General features: G+C 39.0%; 14 protein-coding genes. 4 read left to right on the top strand and 10 right to left on the bottom strand.

Translation table 11 applies throughout. The features are described from left to right. Positions 1-118: 118 nt before the first annotated feature. The 8 genes from RMA95_RS16445 to RMA95_RS16410 all read right to left on the bottom strand — a co-directional run bounded on the left by RMA95_RS16445 (position 119) and on the right by RMA95_RS16410 (position 9,150). On the bottom strand, positions 119-1,477 hold the full coding sequence (locus RMA95_RS16445; protein WP_263613247.1) for an amino acid permease: 1,359 nt from the start codon (positions 1,475-1,477) through the stop codon (positions 119-121). 150 nt (positions 1,478-1,627) lie between these two features. Continuing rightward, the gene (locus RMA95_RS16440) at positions 1,628-3,073 is read right to left on the bottom strand and encodes an FAD-dependent oxidoreductase (protein WP_311071952.1); all 1,446 of its coding nucleotides are present in this window, start codon (positions 3,071-3,073) and stop codon (positions 1,628-1,630) included. Positions 3,074-3,092: 19 nt separating this feature from the next. Further along, the gene (locus tag RMA95_RS16435) at positions 3,093-4,424 is read right to left on the bottom strand and encodes an APC family permease (protein ID WP_311071950.1); all 1,332 of its coding nucleotides are present in this window, start codon (positions 4,422-4,424) and stop codon (positions 3,093-3,095) included. A 195-nt stretch (positions 4,425-4,619) separates the two neighbouring features. Then, a complete protein-coding gene (locus RMA95_RS16430) occupies positions 4,620-5,333 on the bottom strand; it encodes a cache domain-containing protein (RefSeq protein WP_049064971.1) in 714 nt (237 codons plus the stop codon). Between the two features lie 65 nt (positions 5,334-5,398). After that, a complete protein-coding gene (locus RMA95_RS16425; RefSeq protein WP_086495971.1) occupies positions 5,399-6,118 on the bottom strand; it encodes a FadR/GntR family transcriptional regulator in 720 nt (239 codons plus the stop codon). Between the two features lie 59 nt (positions 6,119-6,177). Beyond that, the gene (locus RMA95_RS16420) at positions 6,178-6,948 is read right to left on the bottom strand and encodes a nuclear transport factor 2 family protein (RefSeq protein ID WP_311071946.1); all 771 of its coding nucleotides are present in this window, start codon (positions 6,946-6,948) and stop codon (positions 6,178-6,180) included. A 28-nt stretch (positions 6,949-6,976) separates the two neighbouring features. Next, positions 6,977-8,407, bottom strand: a complete 1,431-nt coding sequence (locus tag RMA95_RS16415) for a gamma-aminobutyraldehyde dehydrogenase (protein WP_311071943.1) — start codon at positions 8,405-8,407, stop codon at positions 6,977-6,979. A gap of 320 nt (positions 8,408-8,727) precedes the next feature. Continuing rightward, positions 8,728-9,150 carry an Lrp/AsnC family transcriptional regulator gene (locus RMA95_RS16410; protein ID WP_191106786.1) on the bottom strand — a complete coding sequence of 141 codons (423 nt, stop codon included), beginning with the start codon at positions 9,148-9,150 and terminating at the stop codon, positions 8,728-8,730. 135 nt (positions 9,151-9,285) lie between these two features. On the opposite strand from RMA95_RS16410, the gene RMA95_RS16405 reads away from it, so the two are divergent. The 3 genes from RMA95_RS16405 to RMA95_RS16395 all read left to right on the top strand — a co-directional run bounded on the left by RMA95_RS16405 (position 9,286) and on the right by RMA95_RS16395 (position 13,409). After that, positions 9,286-10,521 carry an aspartate aminotransferase family protein gene (locus tag RMA95_RS16405; RefSeq protein WP_311071941.1) on the top strand — a complete coding sequence of 412 codons (1,236 nt, stop codon included), beginning with the start codon at positions 9,286-9,288 and terminating at the stop codon, positions 10,519-10,521. Next, the gene (gene astA, locus RMA95_RS16400) at positions 10,518-11,612 is read left to right on the top strand and encodes an arginine N-succinyltransferase (RefSeq protein WP_311071940.1); all 1,095 of its coding nucleotides are present in this window, start codon (positions 10,518-10,520) and stop codon (positions 11,610-11,612) included. The genes RMA95_RS16405 and astA overlap by 4 nt, the downstream gene beginning before the upstream one ends. A gap of 333 nt (positions 11,613-11,945) precedes the next feature. Continuing rightward, on the top strand, positions 11,946-13,409 hold the full coding sequence (locus RMA95_RS16395; RefSeq protein ID WP_311071939.1) for an amino acid permease: 1,464 nt from the start codon (positions 11,946-11,948) through the stop codon (positions 13,407-13,409). An 83-nt stretch (positions 13,410-13,492) separates the two neighbouring features. Here RMA95_RS16395 and RMA95_RS16390 read toward each other — a convergent pair whose 3' ends face one another. Beyond that, entirely contained in the window at positions 13,493-14,953 is a 1,461-nt protein-coding gene (locus RMA95_RS16390) for a coniferyl aldehyde dehydrogenase (protein WP_311071938.1), read from the bottom strand. Positions 14,954-15,082: 129 nt separating this feature from the next. On the opposite strand from RMA95_RS16390, the gene RMA95_RS16385 reads away from it, so the two are divergent. Further along, the gene (locus tag RMA95_RS16385) at positions 15,083-16,153 is read left to right on the top strand and encodes an AraC family transcriptional regulator (protein WP_311071937.1); all 1,071 of its coding nucleotides are present in this window, start codon (positions 15,083-15,085) and stop codon (positions 16,151-16,153) included. 18 nt (positions 16,154-16,171) lie between these two features. On the opposite strand, the gene RMA95_RS16380 is transcribed toward RMA95_RS16385, so the two are convergent. Further along, entirely contained in the window at positions 16,172-17,068 is an 897-nt protein-coding gene (locus RMA95_RS16380) for a DMT family transporter (protein ID WP_104918994.1), read from the bottom strand. Positions 17,069-17,122: the final 54 nt, after the last annotated feature.

Here is a 17,122-nt window from a genome sequence, read left to right as displayed (position 1 = left end):
GAATGATCAGAAACAAGATAAATATTTGGCTTGATCAGATTTGCAGTAAGAGCAAGCTTGTTTATAAGTTCCTAAAAAAAGAAAGGCTTATTCTGTTTGAATAAGCCTTTCTAGACATTCAAAGTGATTTATCTAATCTTAAAATTTTATATAAACCAAGCATTAAAGTAATCCAGATTGGAATCAAAATTACCGATTCTTTAAAACCTTGAGTCCACATAATGTATAAAATCATGCCGATAAAAACGAGCACGACATAATTGCTTAAAGGTGAAAATAGAGCAGGGAACTTGGCAACTTTGCCTTCAAGTTTCATAGCTTTTTTAAACTTTAAGTGGGTAAAGCTAATGATAGCCCAGTTTAAAACTAAAGCTGCAACAGCCATATACATAAGATGGCTTAAAGCTTCTTCTGGTACAAAATAGTTAAGTAAAACACATCCAAAAATCAGAATAGAAGAGAAAACAACAGCGGCTGTTGGCACGCCTTGTTTACTTACTTTTGCAAAAACTTTTGGGGCATTACCTTGGACCGCTAGTCCGTACAACATACGGCTGTTGGCATACATGCCGCTGTTATAAACTGAAAGTGCAGCAGTCAAAATAATAAAGTTAAGTAAATGTGCCGCCCAACCAATACCAAGCTGACTAAAAATCATGACAAATGGGCTTTTATCTAAACCACCAAGGTCTAGTTGGTTCCAAGGAATAAGCGACATAATAATTGCAAGGGAAGCCACGTAAAAAATTAAGATTCGAAAAATAACTTGGTTAATGGCTTGCGGAATACTTTTTTCCGGATTCTCAGCTTCAGCAGCGGTCATTCCAATCAGTTCAATACCGCCAAATGCAAACATTAAAAAGGCGAGCATATAAAACAAACCCGAAAAGCCATGTGGGAAAAATCCGCCATGCTGCCATAGGTTTGAAAAGCTCGCTATAGAGCCGTTGCCTGCTGTAAGCAATAAATATAAGCCAAACACAATCATTGCAATGACTGCGGTAACTTTAATAATGGCTAACCAAAATTCAGATTCGCCATAAAATTTAACATTGCCTAAGTTCAAGCACGTGACCAGTACAAAGAAAAATAAAACCGAAACCCACGCAGGTATATGAGGCCACCAATAATGCACATATTTAGCTACGGCGGTAAGCTCAGTCATAGCCACTAAAATGTACACTACCCAATAGTTCCAGCCCGATAAAAACCCGGGGAATCTTCCCCAGTATTTTTGTGCAAAGTAACTAAAGGAACCGACCACAGGTTCTTCTACGATCATTTCACCCATTTGGCGCATAATTAAAAATGCGACCAAACCGACAATGGCATAACCTAAAATAATAGAAGGGCCAGCAGACTGGATGACTTGTGCAGAGCCTAAAAATAAACCTGTCCCGACAGCGCCACCCATAGCGATTAGCTGGATGTGGCGATTTTTAAGTCCGCGTTTTAATTGGGAAGATGAGTTGCTCAAAATATATGCGCTGAATAAAAAAAAGCTGATGCTATTGTAATAGATTGGCTAGGGATAACCTAATTTGAAAAGGATTTTACTCAGCTAAATAAAAAAGGATCCGTACAAAGCTATACGAATCCTTTTTCTGAAAATTAGTAATTCTATAAATTAGAAAGACACCATTTTGCCCGGGTTAATCATTGCGCCGATACCATACATACTTTTTGCGAGTGGAATGACAACGGGAGCAAGGGTACGACCAAACATAATATTTTGATGGTCAATTTTAGATAACATTTCGAAGTCATTAGATTGCCCAACAAAGTCATTTGCAATGGCTTTACCAATACGTACCGTCTGTGCAACGCCGTGACCACTCCAGCCGTGAACAGCATAAATCGGGAACTTATTACCAAACTTCCGGCTATCGACTGCACCATTTACGGTTAAATCAGTTGTCCCACTCCAGACAAAATCCATTTCTAGATTTTTAATTTGAGGGAAAACCGTATGAATTCGATGTTCTAGATAATTTAAAGTTTTCTCTGGACCCCAACATGTTCCTGTGCCTTGGCCACCAAACAGTAAACGGTTATTAAACACGGGACGGTAGTAATCAATCTGGAACTGAGTGTCATAGACTGGATGCTCAAATGGCAGTAGCTCTTTTGTATCAAGCTCTAGTGGGGCAGTCGTCGCGACATAGGTGTAAAACGGAATAGTGGTATTGCTTTGTTCAGATAAAAGTTTAAACGAGGCATGGTGTACTGCTAACACCACAGACTTTTTAGCTTTTACGACAGCATTTGCTGTTTGAACATAAATACCATCTGTTTTTTCTACTATTGAAATAACTTCTGTTTGTTCATAAACAGTACCGCCGTTTTGGCAAAAACCATAAATTAAGCCGCGGTTTAAAGCCAAGGGATGGATCTGTCCACCTAACTCATCAATTAAACCGCCTGTATAGTAGTCCGACTTAATATAGTCCATAAGTTCGTGCTTACCTACAATACGGGTATGGTCTTCGCCTAAATATTTTCGGGCATCGGCACCCTGTGTTAAGCCAACCAAATGTCCTTCATGAACGGCGGCAGTAATATGGCCGTATTTTCGGTCAAAATCGAGCTGGTATTTTTCCGAGATGTCATCAATGAGTTGCATCGCTTCAGTAGAGGTAAAATGCCAAAGTTTTTTTGCATCTTCATAACCTAAGCGATCGGCCATTTCTTGAGCTTCCCAGCGTGCTAAACCAGGAGTAAGTTGTCCACCATTTCGGCCAGAAGCTGCGCTACCAATGCGGTTTTTTTCTAATAAAACCGTATCTACACCTTGTTCAGCTAGGTGTAGGGCAGTCGATGAACCTAATAAACCACCGCCAATAACCACGACATCACATTCAATGTCGGCATTTAAACTATCAAAGGTATACCAATCAGACAGTGAGCTTTCATAGTAGTTGGCTGGGTTATCTACCGACGCATCATTAACCGTGGCTGTATCAAATTTCGCATGTTTTGGATTTAACCAGCTCCACTCTTTGCCCACTTGTAGAGATTTACTTGGTTTGTATTCCACATCTTTTAAAAGCTGGGGTTTAGAAATAATTTTCATAGAGAAGTTCCTTAAAAAATTAATAAGCATTACTAATGGCAATACTTTGTTTTTTAATCGTTTTATAAATAAATAGAAGAATGCCTAAAGATAACCAGAAGCATCCAAAAATCAGTGAAGATGAGTCAAGATTGAGCCATAAGCAAATAATGCTAATGACCGATAGAAGCGGTAAAAATAGGTTTAGAAATTTATTTTTAAAACCTAAGCGCTGTTTATCTTTAATATAAAATTTCATAAAAACTGAGAAGTTGACGGCCGTAAAAGCAACGAGCGCACCAAAACTGATCAGGCTTACGACTTGAGCTAAATCTAAAAAAATAGCCGACATTGAAATAAGCCCGACAAATAAAACCGAGAAAAATGGCGTACCTAAAGAGCTATGGATGGTTCCAAAATACTTTTTAGGGAAAATATTGTCGGCGCCCATTATATACAGTAAACGCGAAGCACTGGCATGCGAGGCAAGACCAGAGGCGACTGTGTTCATAATTTGGCCGCATAAAAATATCGACTGAAACAACGCGCCGCCTACATAAAGCACAATTTCAGGAAGTGCTTCTGAAGGGTGGTGAAAACGAACATTGTTTGGAAAATAAAGCTGAATAAACCAAGCGGCTGTGAAGAAAATAAGCCCGCCAGTAAGTGTTGTTAACATGACTGCTCGAGGAATATTTTTAGTGGGTTGTTTGGTTTCATTTGAAAGAGTAGTGACTGCATCAAAACCTAAAAATGAAAAACATAAAACCGAAGCGCCAGCAACGAGCGGTAATAGCGATTGCTGACCATGCCATAGCGGAGCCAAGGTCAGCACGTGTTCATAACCTTGAGTTGAGCCAATACCACGAACCACTAAATATACAAAAATGACCATAAGGATAATCGGAGCAAACACAAACACGAGGCTTAAGTTGGCAAGTAATCGAATACGGAAACAGTTGACTAAAGTCACAAGGCCCGCCGATACCAGCACCCAAAACCAATAAGGCATACTCGGAATGAGTGCGGTGAGATAAATTGCAGCCAGTAACACATTAATAAGGGGTAATAACAGATAGTCGAGTAGAGAACACCAGCCAACGAAAAATCCACTTTTAGGCCCTAAACTTTCAGCTGTATAACTATAGGCCGAACCTGATCTTTCAGAATTTTTACTAAACCTCGCATAGCTCCAGGCGGTGAGCAGCATCGCGCCTAAAGCAAGTAAATATGCGAGAGGAACATGACCATTGGTAATTCCGGAAACAATACCGAAAGTATCAAAAACCGTCATGGGGGTCATATAGGCAATACCAATAATCGTGACTTGCCATAGTGATAGTTTTTTTAAGGAAGACGCTTTATTTTCCATGTCTTTTCAACCTCAAATTTCGTTATTTTTGCTTTTCATCCAGAAAGGCGATGCTATTTTTAGGCCAAAACTTCCCCTAGACTTGAATAAACAAGTCTGATTGAAGAAAGTTTGAACAGTAGCTAGAGGCTTAAAGTGCTATTTCACCTTGGTGGCACACTAAAGTTAGAATAAAGAGCTATTATTCTTTTCTTTTTAGATCACAACCAACTGGAAAGATGGACAGGGTCGCGAGAAAAACTGTTGAACAGCTTTTTCTTTAAATAAGGTTCCAGTTCGGATGCTAATGTCGTTTGAAGTAATGACCCGAGATGAATCATTCATAATGACTGCCTTTTGCTTGATATTTTTGAGTTTTGGCATAAGTAGCTTTTCAAGCGCCGAAACTAAAATATCGGTAGCAATGACACCAATAAACTGATCATGAATCATGACCGGGTGAGCAATGGTGATGGTGTAGGCGCCGTTACAAATATAATCAACGTAAGGGCCATGTATGCATGGGCTTTTATCTTGAGCAGGTTTGTGGAACCATTCAAAAGAGCGGAAATCTAAAAAGCGCTGCGCATTTTGGTAGTTTTCAAGTTTCGCTTGTTGTAACTGGTCTTCTTTTTTATACCACCATTCGAGTGTCCAGTAGTCTTGCTCGTCTTGCGTTGCTGGACTATAACTTGCAAAACCAGTTCCTTGACTATAATGGCTCTGATTTAGCGCATTTTTAATTTCCTTCTGCAAAGCAGAGCGTTCTGAAGTTGAAAGCTTAATATCTGCATTTTTTTCAGATGCATGCTTTGACAGAATTTTGCTTGCTTTAGCCGCCAGTGTTTCCGTAATAGTTGTTGTTTCCTCAACAACACTTTTTAATAAACTTTGAAGCTCTTCTATATCTAAATCTAAGTGCTGGGTCATTCCGATAACTCCTAAAATTCCATATTCCTAACTTGATTATTGATAAGCCATCTCATTTATTATTTTTATTCACTCGATAACTTATAGCGAAGCATTTGGTCAGTGAGCATTGAAACTATTTTTCTGGCTTGAATCACAGCTTCATTTTCATTGTTTTCAACAAAAGACGACAAAAGATGGTGATATTGTTTTACAACTTCACGGTGAAAATCGTTGTCTTGATAAAGCACGGCAATAAGGGGAGCCCATTCAGCCTGAATAGTGAGTTCCTGATTTGCCAGTCTTGCAGATTGGGCAAATGAGGTGAGTGTCAGCAAACAACGTAAATCAAGCTGTGCGCGTGTGTCTGCTTCAACGGCTTTCTCAAATTGTTCAATCAACTCTTTTATTTTGCCTAGTTCATATTCTGTGGTTCTTTGAGCGGCTAAATATGCACTATGACTTAAAATTGCACTGTGAAACTCGCCTAAATCGGCAAGATACTCATTTGAAGCTTGGCGCAATGGATGTTGGTTTAACAGTAAATCTGAAGGTAGCTCACAAACAAAACTTCCACCATTTCTGCCGCGACGTGTATCAATTAAACCTTTTACACGTAAAGTATTTAAAGCTTCGCGAACGGTAATGGGTGAAACGCCCATTAAACGTGCTAAGTCTGCTTCATTAGGAAGTTGTTCATTGCTTTTTAGCAAACCAGAGATAATTGCATTTTCCAAGCGTTCTACAACTTGTTCCGAACGAGTTGCTTGAGCAATAGGTGCAAAAATTATCGTATATGCTGACATGGCGAATTCTCTAAAAGCTAAGTCAAAAGACTTAGCTTAATGAAGCGGATAAATAATTATTAAAACACGCCATAACCATGGACAGCCTGTTCATCTTCAGGCACGGCTGGTATTGCATCCCAAAGTTCAACAATTTTGCCATTATCTACACGCCATAATTCAAAATAGGCATGTCGATTTCCGGCAATACTACCTTCGGAATGAGTCAATACAAATTGACCATCAGCAATGGAGCGATGCGTTTTTGAGTATACCAAACCTTGTCCTTCATTACGGATATTGTTCAAAAAATCAATGACGGCTTTAACGCCATCTCCAATATCTGGACTATGTTGAATGAACTGATCGCCGTGGGTGTATTCTTTGAAGGCATCGTAATTTCCATCAATTAATGACTCCTTAAAGAAAGACGTCACAATCTCACGATTTTTCTCTGGGTCATGGTGAGTTACGATTTCAGTTGGGCCATCTAATTGTGTTCTACCGCTTACATTCGGTGCAGCTTCTGCTACAAGCCCATCCCAATGCTCTACAATTTTACCGTCTTTTACTCGGTAAATATCAAAGCCAACCAAAGGGTTTTCATCTAATCCCTGAAAGCGGCCATGAATTGCAACCAAATCACCATCTGCGAGTACGCGTACAGCTTCGTGTTGCATGTCTGGGCAATCTTCTACTAATTGGCGAAGACCCGAAATACCATTTGCAACGAGTGGTGAGTGCTCTATAAAGTCTTCAGAAAAATAACGGTCTAGAGCAGCGGTGTCATGCAAATTAAATAACTCGTGGTGTGCTTTAGTCACCAAGTCTTTCATTTTTTGTTTATTCATTTTGATCTCCTTTCAAAACGCATTGTTATTATTCGTTTGAACTCATCACATGTTTAACGCGGGTATATTCTTCAAAACCGTAACCAGATAAATCTTTACCATATCCTGATTTTTTGAAGCCGCCGTGTGGCATTTCCGCAGTTAAAGGAATATGGGTATTAATCCAAACTGTACCGAAATCGAGTTCACGTGACAGACGAGTTGCGCGAGCATGATCTTTGGTCCAGACACTTGAAGCTAGGCCATATTCAACATCGTTGGCTTTTTCAATCGCATCATTTTCATCGGTAAATTTTTGAACTGTAATGACTGGTCCAAAAATTTCTTTTTGAATGGCTTCATCGTGTTGTTTTAAACCACTAATAACAGTCGGTTCAAAATAGAAGCCTGGGCGGTCTGCTTGTTTTCCGCCTGTTTCAACTTTGGCATGAGCAGGTAAGTTGTCGATAAACGCTTTAACATTTTTCAATTGGTTGGCATTGTTAAGTGGACCATATAGAGCGTCTTGATCATCTGGATCTCCAAAACGAGTATTTTTGGCAGCCTCAACGAGTTTAGCTAAAAATTCATCATGAACAGATTCAGCCACAATGACACGTGTTGCCGCAGTACAGTCTTGGCCTGCGTTGAAATAGCCTGTTAAAGCAATCATTTCAACGGCTTTATCAATGTCGGCATCTTCAAAAACCAGTACAGGTGCTTTACCGCCAAGTTCAAGGTGAGCTTTCGCTAAATTTGCTGCGGCAGAAGCGGCAACTTGTAATCCGGCACGCACTGAACCTGTAATCGAAACGAGAGCAGGCGTTTTGTGCGATACCACTTTTGAGCCTACCTGTGCTTGGCCTAACACAACGTTAAATGCACCTTTAGGGAAGAATGGTGCAGCAATTTCAGCAAGTAAAAGAGTACTTTCAGGAGTGGTATCACTTGGTTTGAGTACCACTGTGTTACCAGCAGCTAAAGCAGGAGCAATTTTCCAGATTGCCATCATAAGTGGATAGTTCCAAGGTGTAACTTGGCCAACTACACCGATAGGTTCACGGCGGATAGAAGAAGTTAAACCTTCTAAATATTCACCAGTTGCTGAGCCATCGAGTAAACGAGCCGCACCTGCGAAGAAACGAACTTGATCTGCCGATACACCCACTTCTTCAGATGCAATTAAGTGTTTTAACTGCCCTGTATTGCGGCTTTGAGCTTCAATCAAACGGTCAGCATTTGCTTCGATAGCATCCGCTAACTTAAGCAACGCTTTTTGACGCATTGATGGTGTACTGCGTCCCCAAATTTTAAATGCTTCTTTTGCAGCGGCATATGCTGCGTCAACTTCCGCATCGGTTGCATTGGGTGACTGTGCATAAACTTCACCAGTCACTGGGCTCACCAAGTCGAAGTAATCATTTCCGTTGCTAGCAACATATTCGCCGTTAATAAAGTGTTGTAGTTGAGTTTTAGCCATTTTCTTATACCCTGTCCTTCGGTTTTAACATATAACATATAATACTATATGTATTATGTTTTAAATTTTCTGTCAAATGCCTTGATGAGGGTAGTAAGTGAAAAAAGTGGGAATTTAAATCAAATTGGATTTTAAGTTTTTGATTTGATTATTTAAAAAAAATTAAAAATTTCTTGAGGATTTTTAGAATGAACTATGGTTGTGATGGTTTTTAATTTTCATAGAGGGTACTTAAGGAAATTTCTTTGTAGGAATGGGAGGGTGAGCCAAACTTTATGCTTAGCTCATCAATTCTTATTCTTTGAAGTTAAAGTGCTTTATCAGGTCTTATGACTCGCAAGCAGAATGCTAGTTTCACTGTTATAAATACCTGAAATATTCCTGATTCGTTCTAATACTTTATCGAAGTTTTCTAAAGTGTCGGAACGTAGCTCAACCAAAATATCCCATTTACCGTTGGTTTTATGCAGACATTCAACCGCACTTTCTAAGCGTAGTTCTTTAATCACAGACTGTGCTTTGGTGCCTTCAACCATAATGCTCATCCATGCACGGATAACGTTGCGTTCGGCATTTGGTTTAAAACGAACCGTATATCCGGTAATGATGCCCGAAGTCTCAAGATACTCCATTCTCTTTTTAATGGTTGCTCTTGAGACGTGAACTTTTTCGGCTAACTCGGTCACAGACATCCGTGCGTTATCTTTAAGTAAACCTAAAATAATTTGATCAATATTGTCCATAATGTCATTGTCAATTATCAAATTGGTAAAAAATAATTCATTTTTTGCTGAATTACAAATTTTGTGAATCAATTTGATTTTGAATAATAGGGACATTAGCTCACCCGAATAATTCAATTTAATGGACTAGATAAAATGAATAATTTTACAGTTTCTCGTAGCGACTTTAACGAGTGGATGGTTCCGGTTTTTGCACCGGCAAATTTCATTCCGGTACGTGGTGAAGGTTCACGTATTTGGGATCAAGAAAATAAAGAATATATCGATTTTGCAGGCGGGATTGCAGTAAACGCATTAGGCCATGCGCATCCAGTGGCAGTAAATGCATTAACAGAACAAGCTACAAAACTTTGGCATGTAGGTAACGGTTATACCAATGAACCAGTTCTACGCCTTGCTAAACAACTCACTGAAAATACATTTGCCGACAAAGTATTCTTCTGTAACTCAGGTGCAGAAGCGAATGAAGCAGCATTAAAGCTTGCTCGTAAAGTTGGACTCGACAGCGGTGTGGCAGGTAAAAGTGGCATTGTGGCATTTAATAATGCTTTCCACGGCCGTACTTTATTTACCGTTTCAGCAGGTGGTCAGCCAAAATATTCACAAGACTTTGCACCACTTCCAAACGGTATTAGCCATGTTGCTTATAATGATTTAGAAGCAGCTAAAGCAGTCATTAATGAACAAACTTGTGCAGTAATTGTAGAGCCTGTACAAGGTGAGGGTGGGGTAATTCCTGCTGACATCGAATTTTTAAAAGGTTTGCGTGCACTATGTGATGAGTTCGGTGCCTTGCTTATTTTTGATGAAGTACAAACTGGTGTAGGTCGTACAGGTGCACTTTATGCCTACATGAACTATGGTGTTACACCAGATGTTCTTACTACTGCAAAAGCATTGGGTGGTGGTTTCCCAGTCGGTGCAATGTTAACAAATGATAAATTTGCACCGCATTTCTCAGTGGGTACACACGGTACAACTTATGGTGGTAACCCGTTAGCAAGTGCGGTTGCAGGTGCAGTATTCGAGTTTATTAATACACCAGAAGTGCTTAACGGCGTTAAAGAACGTCATGACTACTATAAAAACGCTTTAAATCAATTAAATGAAAAATATGAAATCTTTGAAACGATCCGTGGTGAAGGTTTGCTAATAGGTTGTGCCTTAAAAGACAAGTTTGCTGGTAAGGCAAAAGATATTAATAATCTTGCGGGTGAGGAAGGTTTACTAAGTCTGATTGCTGGACCAAATGTTGTGCGTTTTACGCCGTCTTTAATTATTCCATTTGCTGATATTGATGAAGGCTTAAAACGGTTTGAACGTGCACTTGCTCGCTTTGTCGAAATTCAAAAGGATGAACAAGCCGCATGATGATTATTCGCTACATTGAACCTAAGGATGTTAATGATCTTTACCTTTTGGCTCAAAAAGCGGGTTTTGGTTTGACATCTTTACAGCCAAATATGGAAAAGTTGGCTGCACGTATTGAACGCGCCTGTAAAACGGTTGCGGGTGAATTACCAAAAGCAGATCAGGTCTATTTATTTGTTTTAGAAGATACTGAACTCAACAAAGTTGTCGGTGTTTGCGGTATTGAAGTCGCGCTCGGTCTAAAAGAGCCTTGGTATAACTTCCATGTGGGTACTCAAGTTCACGCTTCGGAACCTTTAAGTGTTTATAACGCTTTACCGACTTTGTACTTGAGTAATGACCATACCAACTGTAGTGAGCTTTGTACGTTATTTTTAGACCCAGACTATCGTTTAAATAAAAATGGCAAGTTTTTATCTAAAGTACGCTTCTTGTTTTTGTCCGCATTTCGCCAATACTTTGAAGAAACGATTGTGGCTGAAATGCGTGGCTATTCCGATGTAAATGGACAGTCTCCATTTTGGAATGCGGTAGGTCATAAATTTTTTAATATTGAATTTACCAAAGCGGACTATTTAAGCGGCATAGGGCAAAAAGCTTTTATAGCCGAGTTGATGCCGAGGCATCCGCTCTATGTCGATATGTTGCCAGACGATGCTAAAGCGGCAATTGGAATGGTTCATCCAAATACACGGCCAGCCTACAATCTTTTGCTAGAAGAAGGGCTTCGCTATAAAGGCTATGTCGATATTTTTGATGGCGGAGCAACACTACAGGCCGATATTGAAAATTTAAGGGCTATCAAAGAAAGTCAGATTTTAACTGTACAAGTTGTAGAGTCTACTGATTTAAGTCTAGGTGATGAACCTTACATTATTGCTAATGATGATTATGAAAATTATCGGGCAATTGTAGTGTATAGCGCACCTTATCAAAATCAAATACAGCTAAGTTTAGAGCAGGCTAAACAGTTAAATGTTCAAAATGGGGCAGAAGTTCGAATATTGAGTATTAATGTTCAACAGGCTTCTAAATCGAAAGCTGTAAATAGGCTGGAAAATACTCAGCATTTGCAAATGGCGGTTAATTAGGCAGTGAGTTTTTACAACTCACCACATTTTATGAGGAATATTATATTATCCCTGAGTCAAAAAATTGATATGGATATACATCATCTTAATTGAATGAATGGAACTTGTTATTTCATTTTAGATATTAAGATGGTGAGGCATAATGGGATAATTCTATGGTTTATATTTTATTGTTTTAAATAACTATTTTAAGATTTAAAAATGGAATTTACTAAATTATAAGTGGTTTTAATAATATTGGTAAGATGATTTATTCGGCTTAATCGAAGCTCATGTCACTCATATTATTAAAACATATTTATAACGGTTGCTATAAATTGGAGTTAATATTACATGAGTAATAATAAAGGAAAGCAGTTCCTGGAAGGAGACCTCCTAGGCAGTCAGCATATGACTGAGCAAGAAGAGGAAAAATTGCAACGCTCATTGACCAATCGTCATATTCAAATGATTGCGATTGGCGGTGCAATTGGTACCGGATTATTTATGGGTTCTGGAAAAACATTAAGTGTTTCTGGGACTTCAATTATTTTAACATATTTAATTATTGGCTTTTTCTTTTTCTTCGTGATGCGAGCAATGGGTGAGTTATTGCTTGCCAACACGAACTTTAAAACATTTGCCGATTTCGCAACCGCTTATTTAGGTCCATGGGCAGGTTTTTTTCTGGGTTGGTCGTATTGGTGTAACTGGATTATTACAGCGATTGCCGATGTGATTGTGATTGGAGGGTACATGCAGTTTTGGTATCCCGATTTACCGGTCTGGATCCCCGCATTTACCTCATTAGCCATATTAACCATACTCAACTTTGTGGCCGTTCGGCTGTTTGGTGAACTCGAGTTTTGGTTCTCACTCATCAAAATTACTGCAATTATTCTATTTATTCTTGCTGGTATTTATTTAATTGGGACCGGGTTTACTTCTCCAAATGGGGTTAAGGCCTCAATGAGCCATTTGTTTGAAACACAATCTATGTTTCCTTATGGTGTAACAGGTTTCTTAGCGGGCTTCCAAATTGCCATATTTGCATTTGTGGGTATCGAACTTGTTGGTACAACTGCTGCTGAAACCAAAGACCCGCATACCTCACTTCCTAAAGCCATTAATTCTATTCCTTTACGTATTTTATTGTTCTACGTAGGCGCATTGGTTTGTATTATTGCAGTTACCTCTTGGGCAAAAATTTCACCAGAAAAAAGCCCATTTGTGGAAATGTTTGCGTTAGTTGGCTTACCAATTGCGGCAGGTTTAATTAACTTCGTTGTGGCAACCTCAGCTCTTTCTTCGGCAAATAGTGGAATCTTTGCAACCAGCCGTATGTTATACGGTTTAGCGTTAGACAATGATGCACCGAAAAGCTTTAGTAAGTTATCTAAAAGAAAAGTTCCAATTAGAGGACTCGTCTTTTCAATGGCTTGTGTAACGCTTGGAACATCCATTTTGTTTATTGTTCCAAATGTTATGACTGCATTTACGATTATCTCAGCACTGACTTCAATTTTATGTATTTTTACATTTATGCTGATTGTGCTTTCATATATTTATTATCGTAAGAAAAGCCCTGAATTACATATCCAGTCAAAATATAAAATGCCGGGTGGCTTATTTATGGCATGGCTGACGATGCTATTTTTAGTTTTTACGATCGTCATTTTAGCTTTAGATCATGATACGCTGATTGCTTTAGAGTTTTCACCAGTATGGTTTATTGGTTTATTTATTGCTTATAAATATAAAAAGAAAAAGATGTTGCAGCTTGATATTTTAAAAGCACAAAAGGTTGATTATATTTAAATAAATTTTAGTGGTTTGATTAGAAATTTTATTATTTTAAACCCAATAAAAAAGCCTCATTACGAGGCTTTTTTCTATACTCTTTATTTAATATTTGGATCACCTTTTTTCAAGAAAAAGCGAATCGCTAATTTTTGTAGGAATGTTCCATAAGGAGGATGGAAAAGCTGAGTTGGAAAGAACCGATGACGAATAAAAACAGTTTTTGCATGAGAAAGTTCACGGAAACCTTCTTCACCATGATATGACCCCATGCCTGAGTTGCCGATACCACCAAAAGGAGCGTCATGGTTAACTACATGCCAACCCCAATCATTAATGGTCACACCACCCGAATGAGTCTCACGCAAAATACGATCACGTTCTATTGAACTATGCGTAAAGCAATAAAGGGCTAAAGGTCGTTCATCCGATTTTACATAGGTAATCGCATCATCTAAAGAATCATAAGCCACTACAGGTAAAATAGGGCCAAAAAGTTCTTCTTTCATAATGCGCATGTCTGGCGTGCAATTCAGCACAATCTGTACAGGCATTCTGCGACCTTGTTGGTCAAAGCTGTAAGTATCACAAGGAATAACACGTGCACCTTTTGCTTGTGCATCGGTCAAAATATCTTGAATACGTTTTAAATGGCGGTCATTTACAATCGATGTGTAATTTTCATTATTTGTGATGTTTTGACCAAACATTTTTATAAAGCTTGATTTCGCAGCATCTACAAATTCTTCAATACTTTCTTTTGGAACCAATGCATAGTCAGGCGCTACACAGATTTGACCACTATTTGTTGCTTTACCATGCGTAATACGTTTTGCAGCATCGGCAATCGGGTAATTGCGGCTTACAATAGCAGGTGATTTACCACCTAACTCAAGTGTCACAGGCGTTAGATTTTCAGCTGCAGCTCGCATGACGACTTTGCCAATGGCAGGAGAGCCAGTAAACACAATATGGTTAAATGGCAAAGTGGTGAATCTTGCTGGGTCTGTAATTTCTTCACCAAAAACCGCTACTTCATCTTCATTAAAGACTTCAGCAAGCATACGTCGAAGCATTGCATTGGTATTCGGGGTAATTTCAGGGAGTTTAATCATGACTCGATTGCCCGCAGCTAATGCGGCAATGAGTGGGCCAAGTGCTAAATAAACGGGGAAGTTCCAAGGAACAATTACACCAACCACGCCTTTAGGTTGGTATTGCACACTTAAACGGTTTGATAAAAATAAAAGCTCGGTACGGCGTTTACTTGGGCGCATCCAGCGGCGTAAATGATGAATCGCATGATCAGCTTCCAACACTGAGCCAAGTAAATCTAGTAGTTTAGATTCATCAAGTGATCTAGAACTAAAATCAGCATTAATCGCGGCAGCTAAAGCATCTTGATAACGAATAATTTGTTTTTTGAGTTGATGTAGCTTTGTGCGGCGTGACTCAAGACTTGGGTAGGGATCTGCCTCAAAATTGGCACGTTGTTTGGAAAAAATAAGTTCCATATGTTCAGTGGCAGAGCCGCTATATTCTTTTAAGGTAGACTGTTCCATTATTATTCCTTCCATACTTTTGCTTATCATACTTTATGCTTGAAGCGTCATATGGTCGATGTTAAATTGAGACAACAAGAGGTAGTTTAGTGCCATTATGCACGTCACTCTAGGGATGGTGCGAGTTAAATGCCTAAAAATATTTATAAAAATGCAAATAGTGTTATCGAAGGAAATTATGATAATACATCCTTAGGTGCCAATACATATTTGCTGGGTTTAACCAGTTTATTTGATGAAATGGGTTTGCAAGGCCATTCAATATCCGATGTTTTATCTGGCACAAATATTTCGCCAGATGCTATGAATCAATCCTCTTTATATATTTCGCAAGTCCAAAAAATTCAGCTATTTCAAAATATTCAAAAGCTATCAAATGATCCACTCATTGGTCTGCGCGCAGGGCAAAAGCAGCGATTGTCAGATTTTGGAGTGTATGGTTATGCGTTATATTCCTCACGTAATTTTAGACAAGCAGTCGAGCTTGGTATTCGACACATTAAGCTTGCAGGACCTATTTTAAAGAAGTCATTTTATATTCGAGATGATGTTGCCATTTTTGAAGGGCAGGACATTATTGCACTGGGTAAGCTGTTACCTTTGGTGTGCGAGTTTTGGTTTAGCTCTATGCAAACCCTAATTGAACGGGTGCTTGAAGGATCATTTCAAGCGAAGAAGCTTTTATTGCCCTATCCAGCGCCTGACTATGCAGAAGAATATGAAAAAGTGTTTCATTGCCCAGTTCGGTTTAATGCTGGAGTGATGCAATGGCACTTTGATTTAAAATGGCTCGATGTGCTTTGCCCAAATGCCAATCCGATTACTGCTGATATGTGTAAGTCGTTTTGTGAGCGGATGTTAGGTGCAGTTGAACTTGAAGAACCAGAGTTGGTGAAAACGATTCGTTTAATACTATTGGATGGAACAGGGCTTTTTCCATCAGCTCAAGAAATGGCTGAACGCTTACATATGTCAAAGCGGACCTTACATCGACGCTTGGCAGGCTTTGATTTAACCTATCAAGAGTTGTTAGATGAGACTAGGCGCCGTCTTGCCGATGAATACTTGCGAGAAACAACTTTAACCATAGACGAGATTGCGGAGAGAATTGGCTTTTCAGATACTTCTAATTTTAGAAAAGCCTACCGTCACTGGACAGGCATTTCGCCAAATGAGTATCGAATACAGTACCTAAATTAGATTAAGGTTTGTCTGTTGTTATTTAAACCGAGAGAGTAATTTTTTCTGCAAAAATGGATTACAGAGCAAAATGGCAAATAAAATAATAAATATGCCGATAATGCTAAACAGATCCGGTAATTCATGCCAAAAAACAAATCCCCAAATTCCAGCAAAAATAATGGCAATGTAATTCATGGGGCCAATTTGTCCTGCTGGGGCTAGGCTATAAGCATAAGACATAAAAAGTTGGCTAATGTTTGCTAAAAGTCCTGCGGCAATGAGTAGTGCTAGTTCATGCCAAGTGAAAATACGCCAATGCCAAAACATCGGAATAGAGGAAATTAAACTACCAAAAACACAAAAGTAAAAAACAATACGTTCAGGTGGTTCTGTACTGGTTAAAGCCCTTACGGTCACAAAAGCCATTGCTGATAAAAAGCATGCACCCAAGCCAATAAAAGATAGTGCATTAAATAAACCTTGGTCGGGTTTAGCGACAAATAAAACCCCAATGAGTCCAATAACAGCAGCAAAAATCATCGATTTGGTAATTTTTTCTTTTAAGAAAAGCCATGCAATCAGTGGAATAAAGATAGGCGATGAATAACTAAAAACCATGGCATTTGAGAGTTTTAAGTTCGCAATGGCATAGAAAAAACCATACATTGCCGCAAGTCCCACTAAGCTTCGCCACGTGTGCATCCACAGTTTATCGGTTTTAATAAAGTCTAAACCCTGTTTAAACAGCATCGGAATAAAAATAAATAAACCTACTGCATTTCTAAAAAACACGACGGTCGCATTGTCTACCGTTTGCGAAGCAAAACGAATGCACACCCCCATAATGGAAAATAATAATGCCGATGTCATAAGACAAAGCAGTGCCTTTCCAAGTTGAGTTGAGGGGAGATTTGGAGCAGTCTGATTTTGCATATCGAAATGAGTTTTTGGTTTTCGGTGTTATCTTAGCAGTGATGCAGGCATTGG

The organism is Acinetobacter sp. V110_1 (assembly GCF_031798975.1).
Lineage (GTDB): Bacteria > Pseudomonadota > Gammaproteobacteria > Pseudomonadales > Moraxellaceae > Acinetobacter > Acinetobacter nosocomialis_A.
The sequence above is the reverse complement of the archived record's forward strand: the minus strand, read 5'-3'. Positions and strand labels throughout refer to the sequence as shown.

What these genes read in the sequence shown, in the direction of transcription:
- RMA95_RS16395 (WP_311071939.1), top strand. Translation starts at nt 11,946, where the DNA reads ATGAGTAATAATAAAGGAAAGCAGTTCCTGGAAGGAGACCTCCTAGGC.
- RMA95_RS16435 (WP_311071950.1), bottom strand. Translation starts at nt 4,424, where the DNA reads ATGGAAAATAAAGCGTCTTCCTTAAAAAAACTATCACTATGGCAAGTC.
- RMA95_RS16425 (WP_086495971.1), bottom strand. Translation starts at nt 6,118, where the DNA reads ATGTCAGCATATACGATAATTTTTGCACCTATTGCTCAAGCAACTCGT.
- RMA95_RS16405 (WP_311071941.1), top strand. Translation starts at nt 9,286, where the DNA reads ATGAATAATTTTACAGTTTCTCGTAGCGACTTTAACGAGTGGATGGTT.
- RMA95_RS16390 (WP_311071938.1), bottom strand. Translation starts at nt 14,953, where the DNA reads ATGGAACAGTCTACCTTAAAAGAATATAGCGGCTCTGCCACTGAACAT.
- RMA95_RS16430 (WP_049064971.1), bottom strand. Translation starts at nt 5,333, where the DNA reads ATGACCCAGCACTTAGATTTAGATATAGAAGAGCTTCAAAGTTTATTA.
- RMA95_RS16415 (WP_311071943.1), bottom strand. Translation starts at nt 8,407, where the DNA reads ATGGCTAAAACTCAACTACAACACTTTATTAACGGCGAATATGTTGCT.
- RMA95_RS16440 (WP_311071952.1), bottom strand. Translation starts at nt 3,073, where the DNA reads ATGAAAATTATTTCTAAACCCCAGCTTTTAAAAGATGTGGAATACAAA.
- RMA95_RS16385 (WP_311071937.1), top strand. Translation starts at nt 15,083, where the DNA reads ATGCCTAAAAATATTTATAAAAATGCAAATAGTGTTATCGAAGGAAAT.
- RMA95_RS16420 (WP_311071946.1), bottom strand. Translation starts at nt 6,948, where the DNA reads ATGAATAAACAAAAAATGAAAGACTTGGTGACTAAAGCACACCACGAG.
- astA (WP_311071940.1), top strand. Translation starts at nt 10,518, where the DNA reads ATGATGATTATTCGCTACATTGAACCTAAGGATGTTAATGATCTTTAC.
- RMA95_RS16380 (WP_104918994.1), bottom strand. Translation starts at nt 17,068, where the DNA reads ATGCAAAATCAGACTGCTCCAAATCTCCCCTCAACTCAACTTGGAAAG.
- RMA95_RS16410 (WP_191106786.1), bottom strand. Translation starts at nt 9,150, where the DNA reads ATGGACAATATTGATCAAATTATTTTAGGTTTACTTAAAGATAACGCA.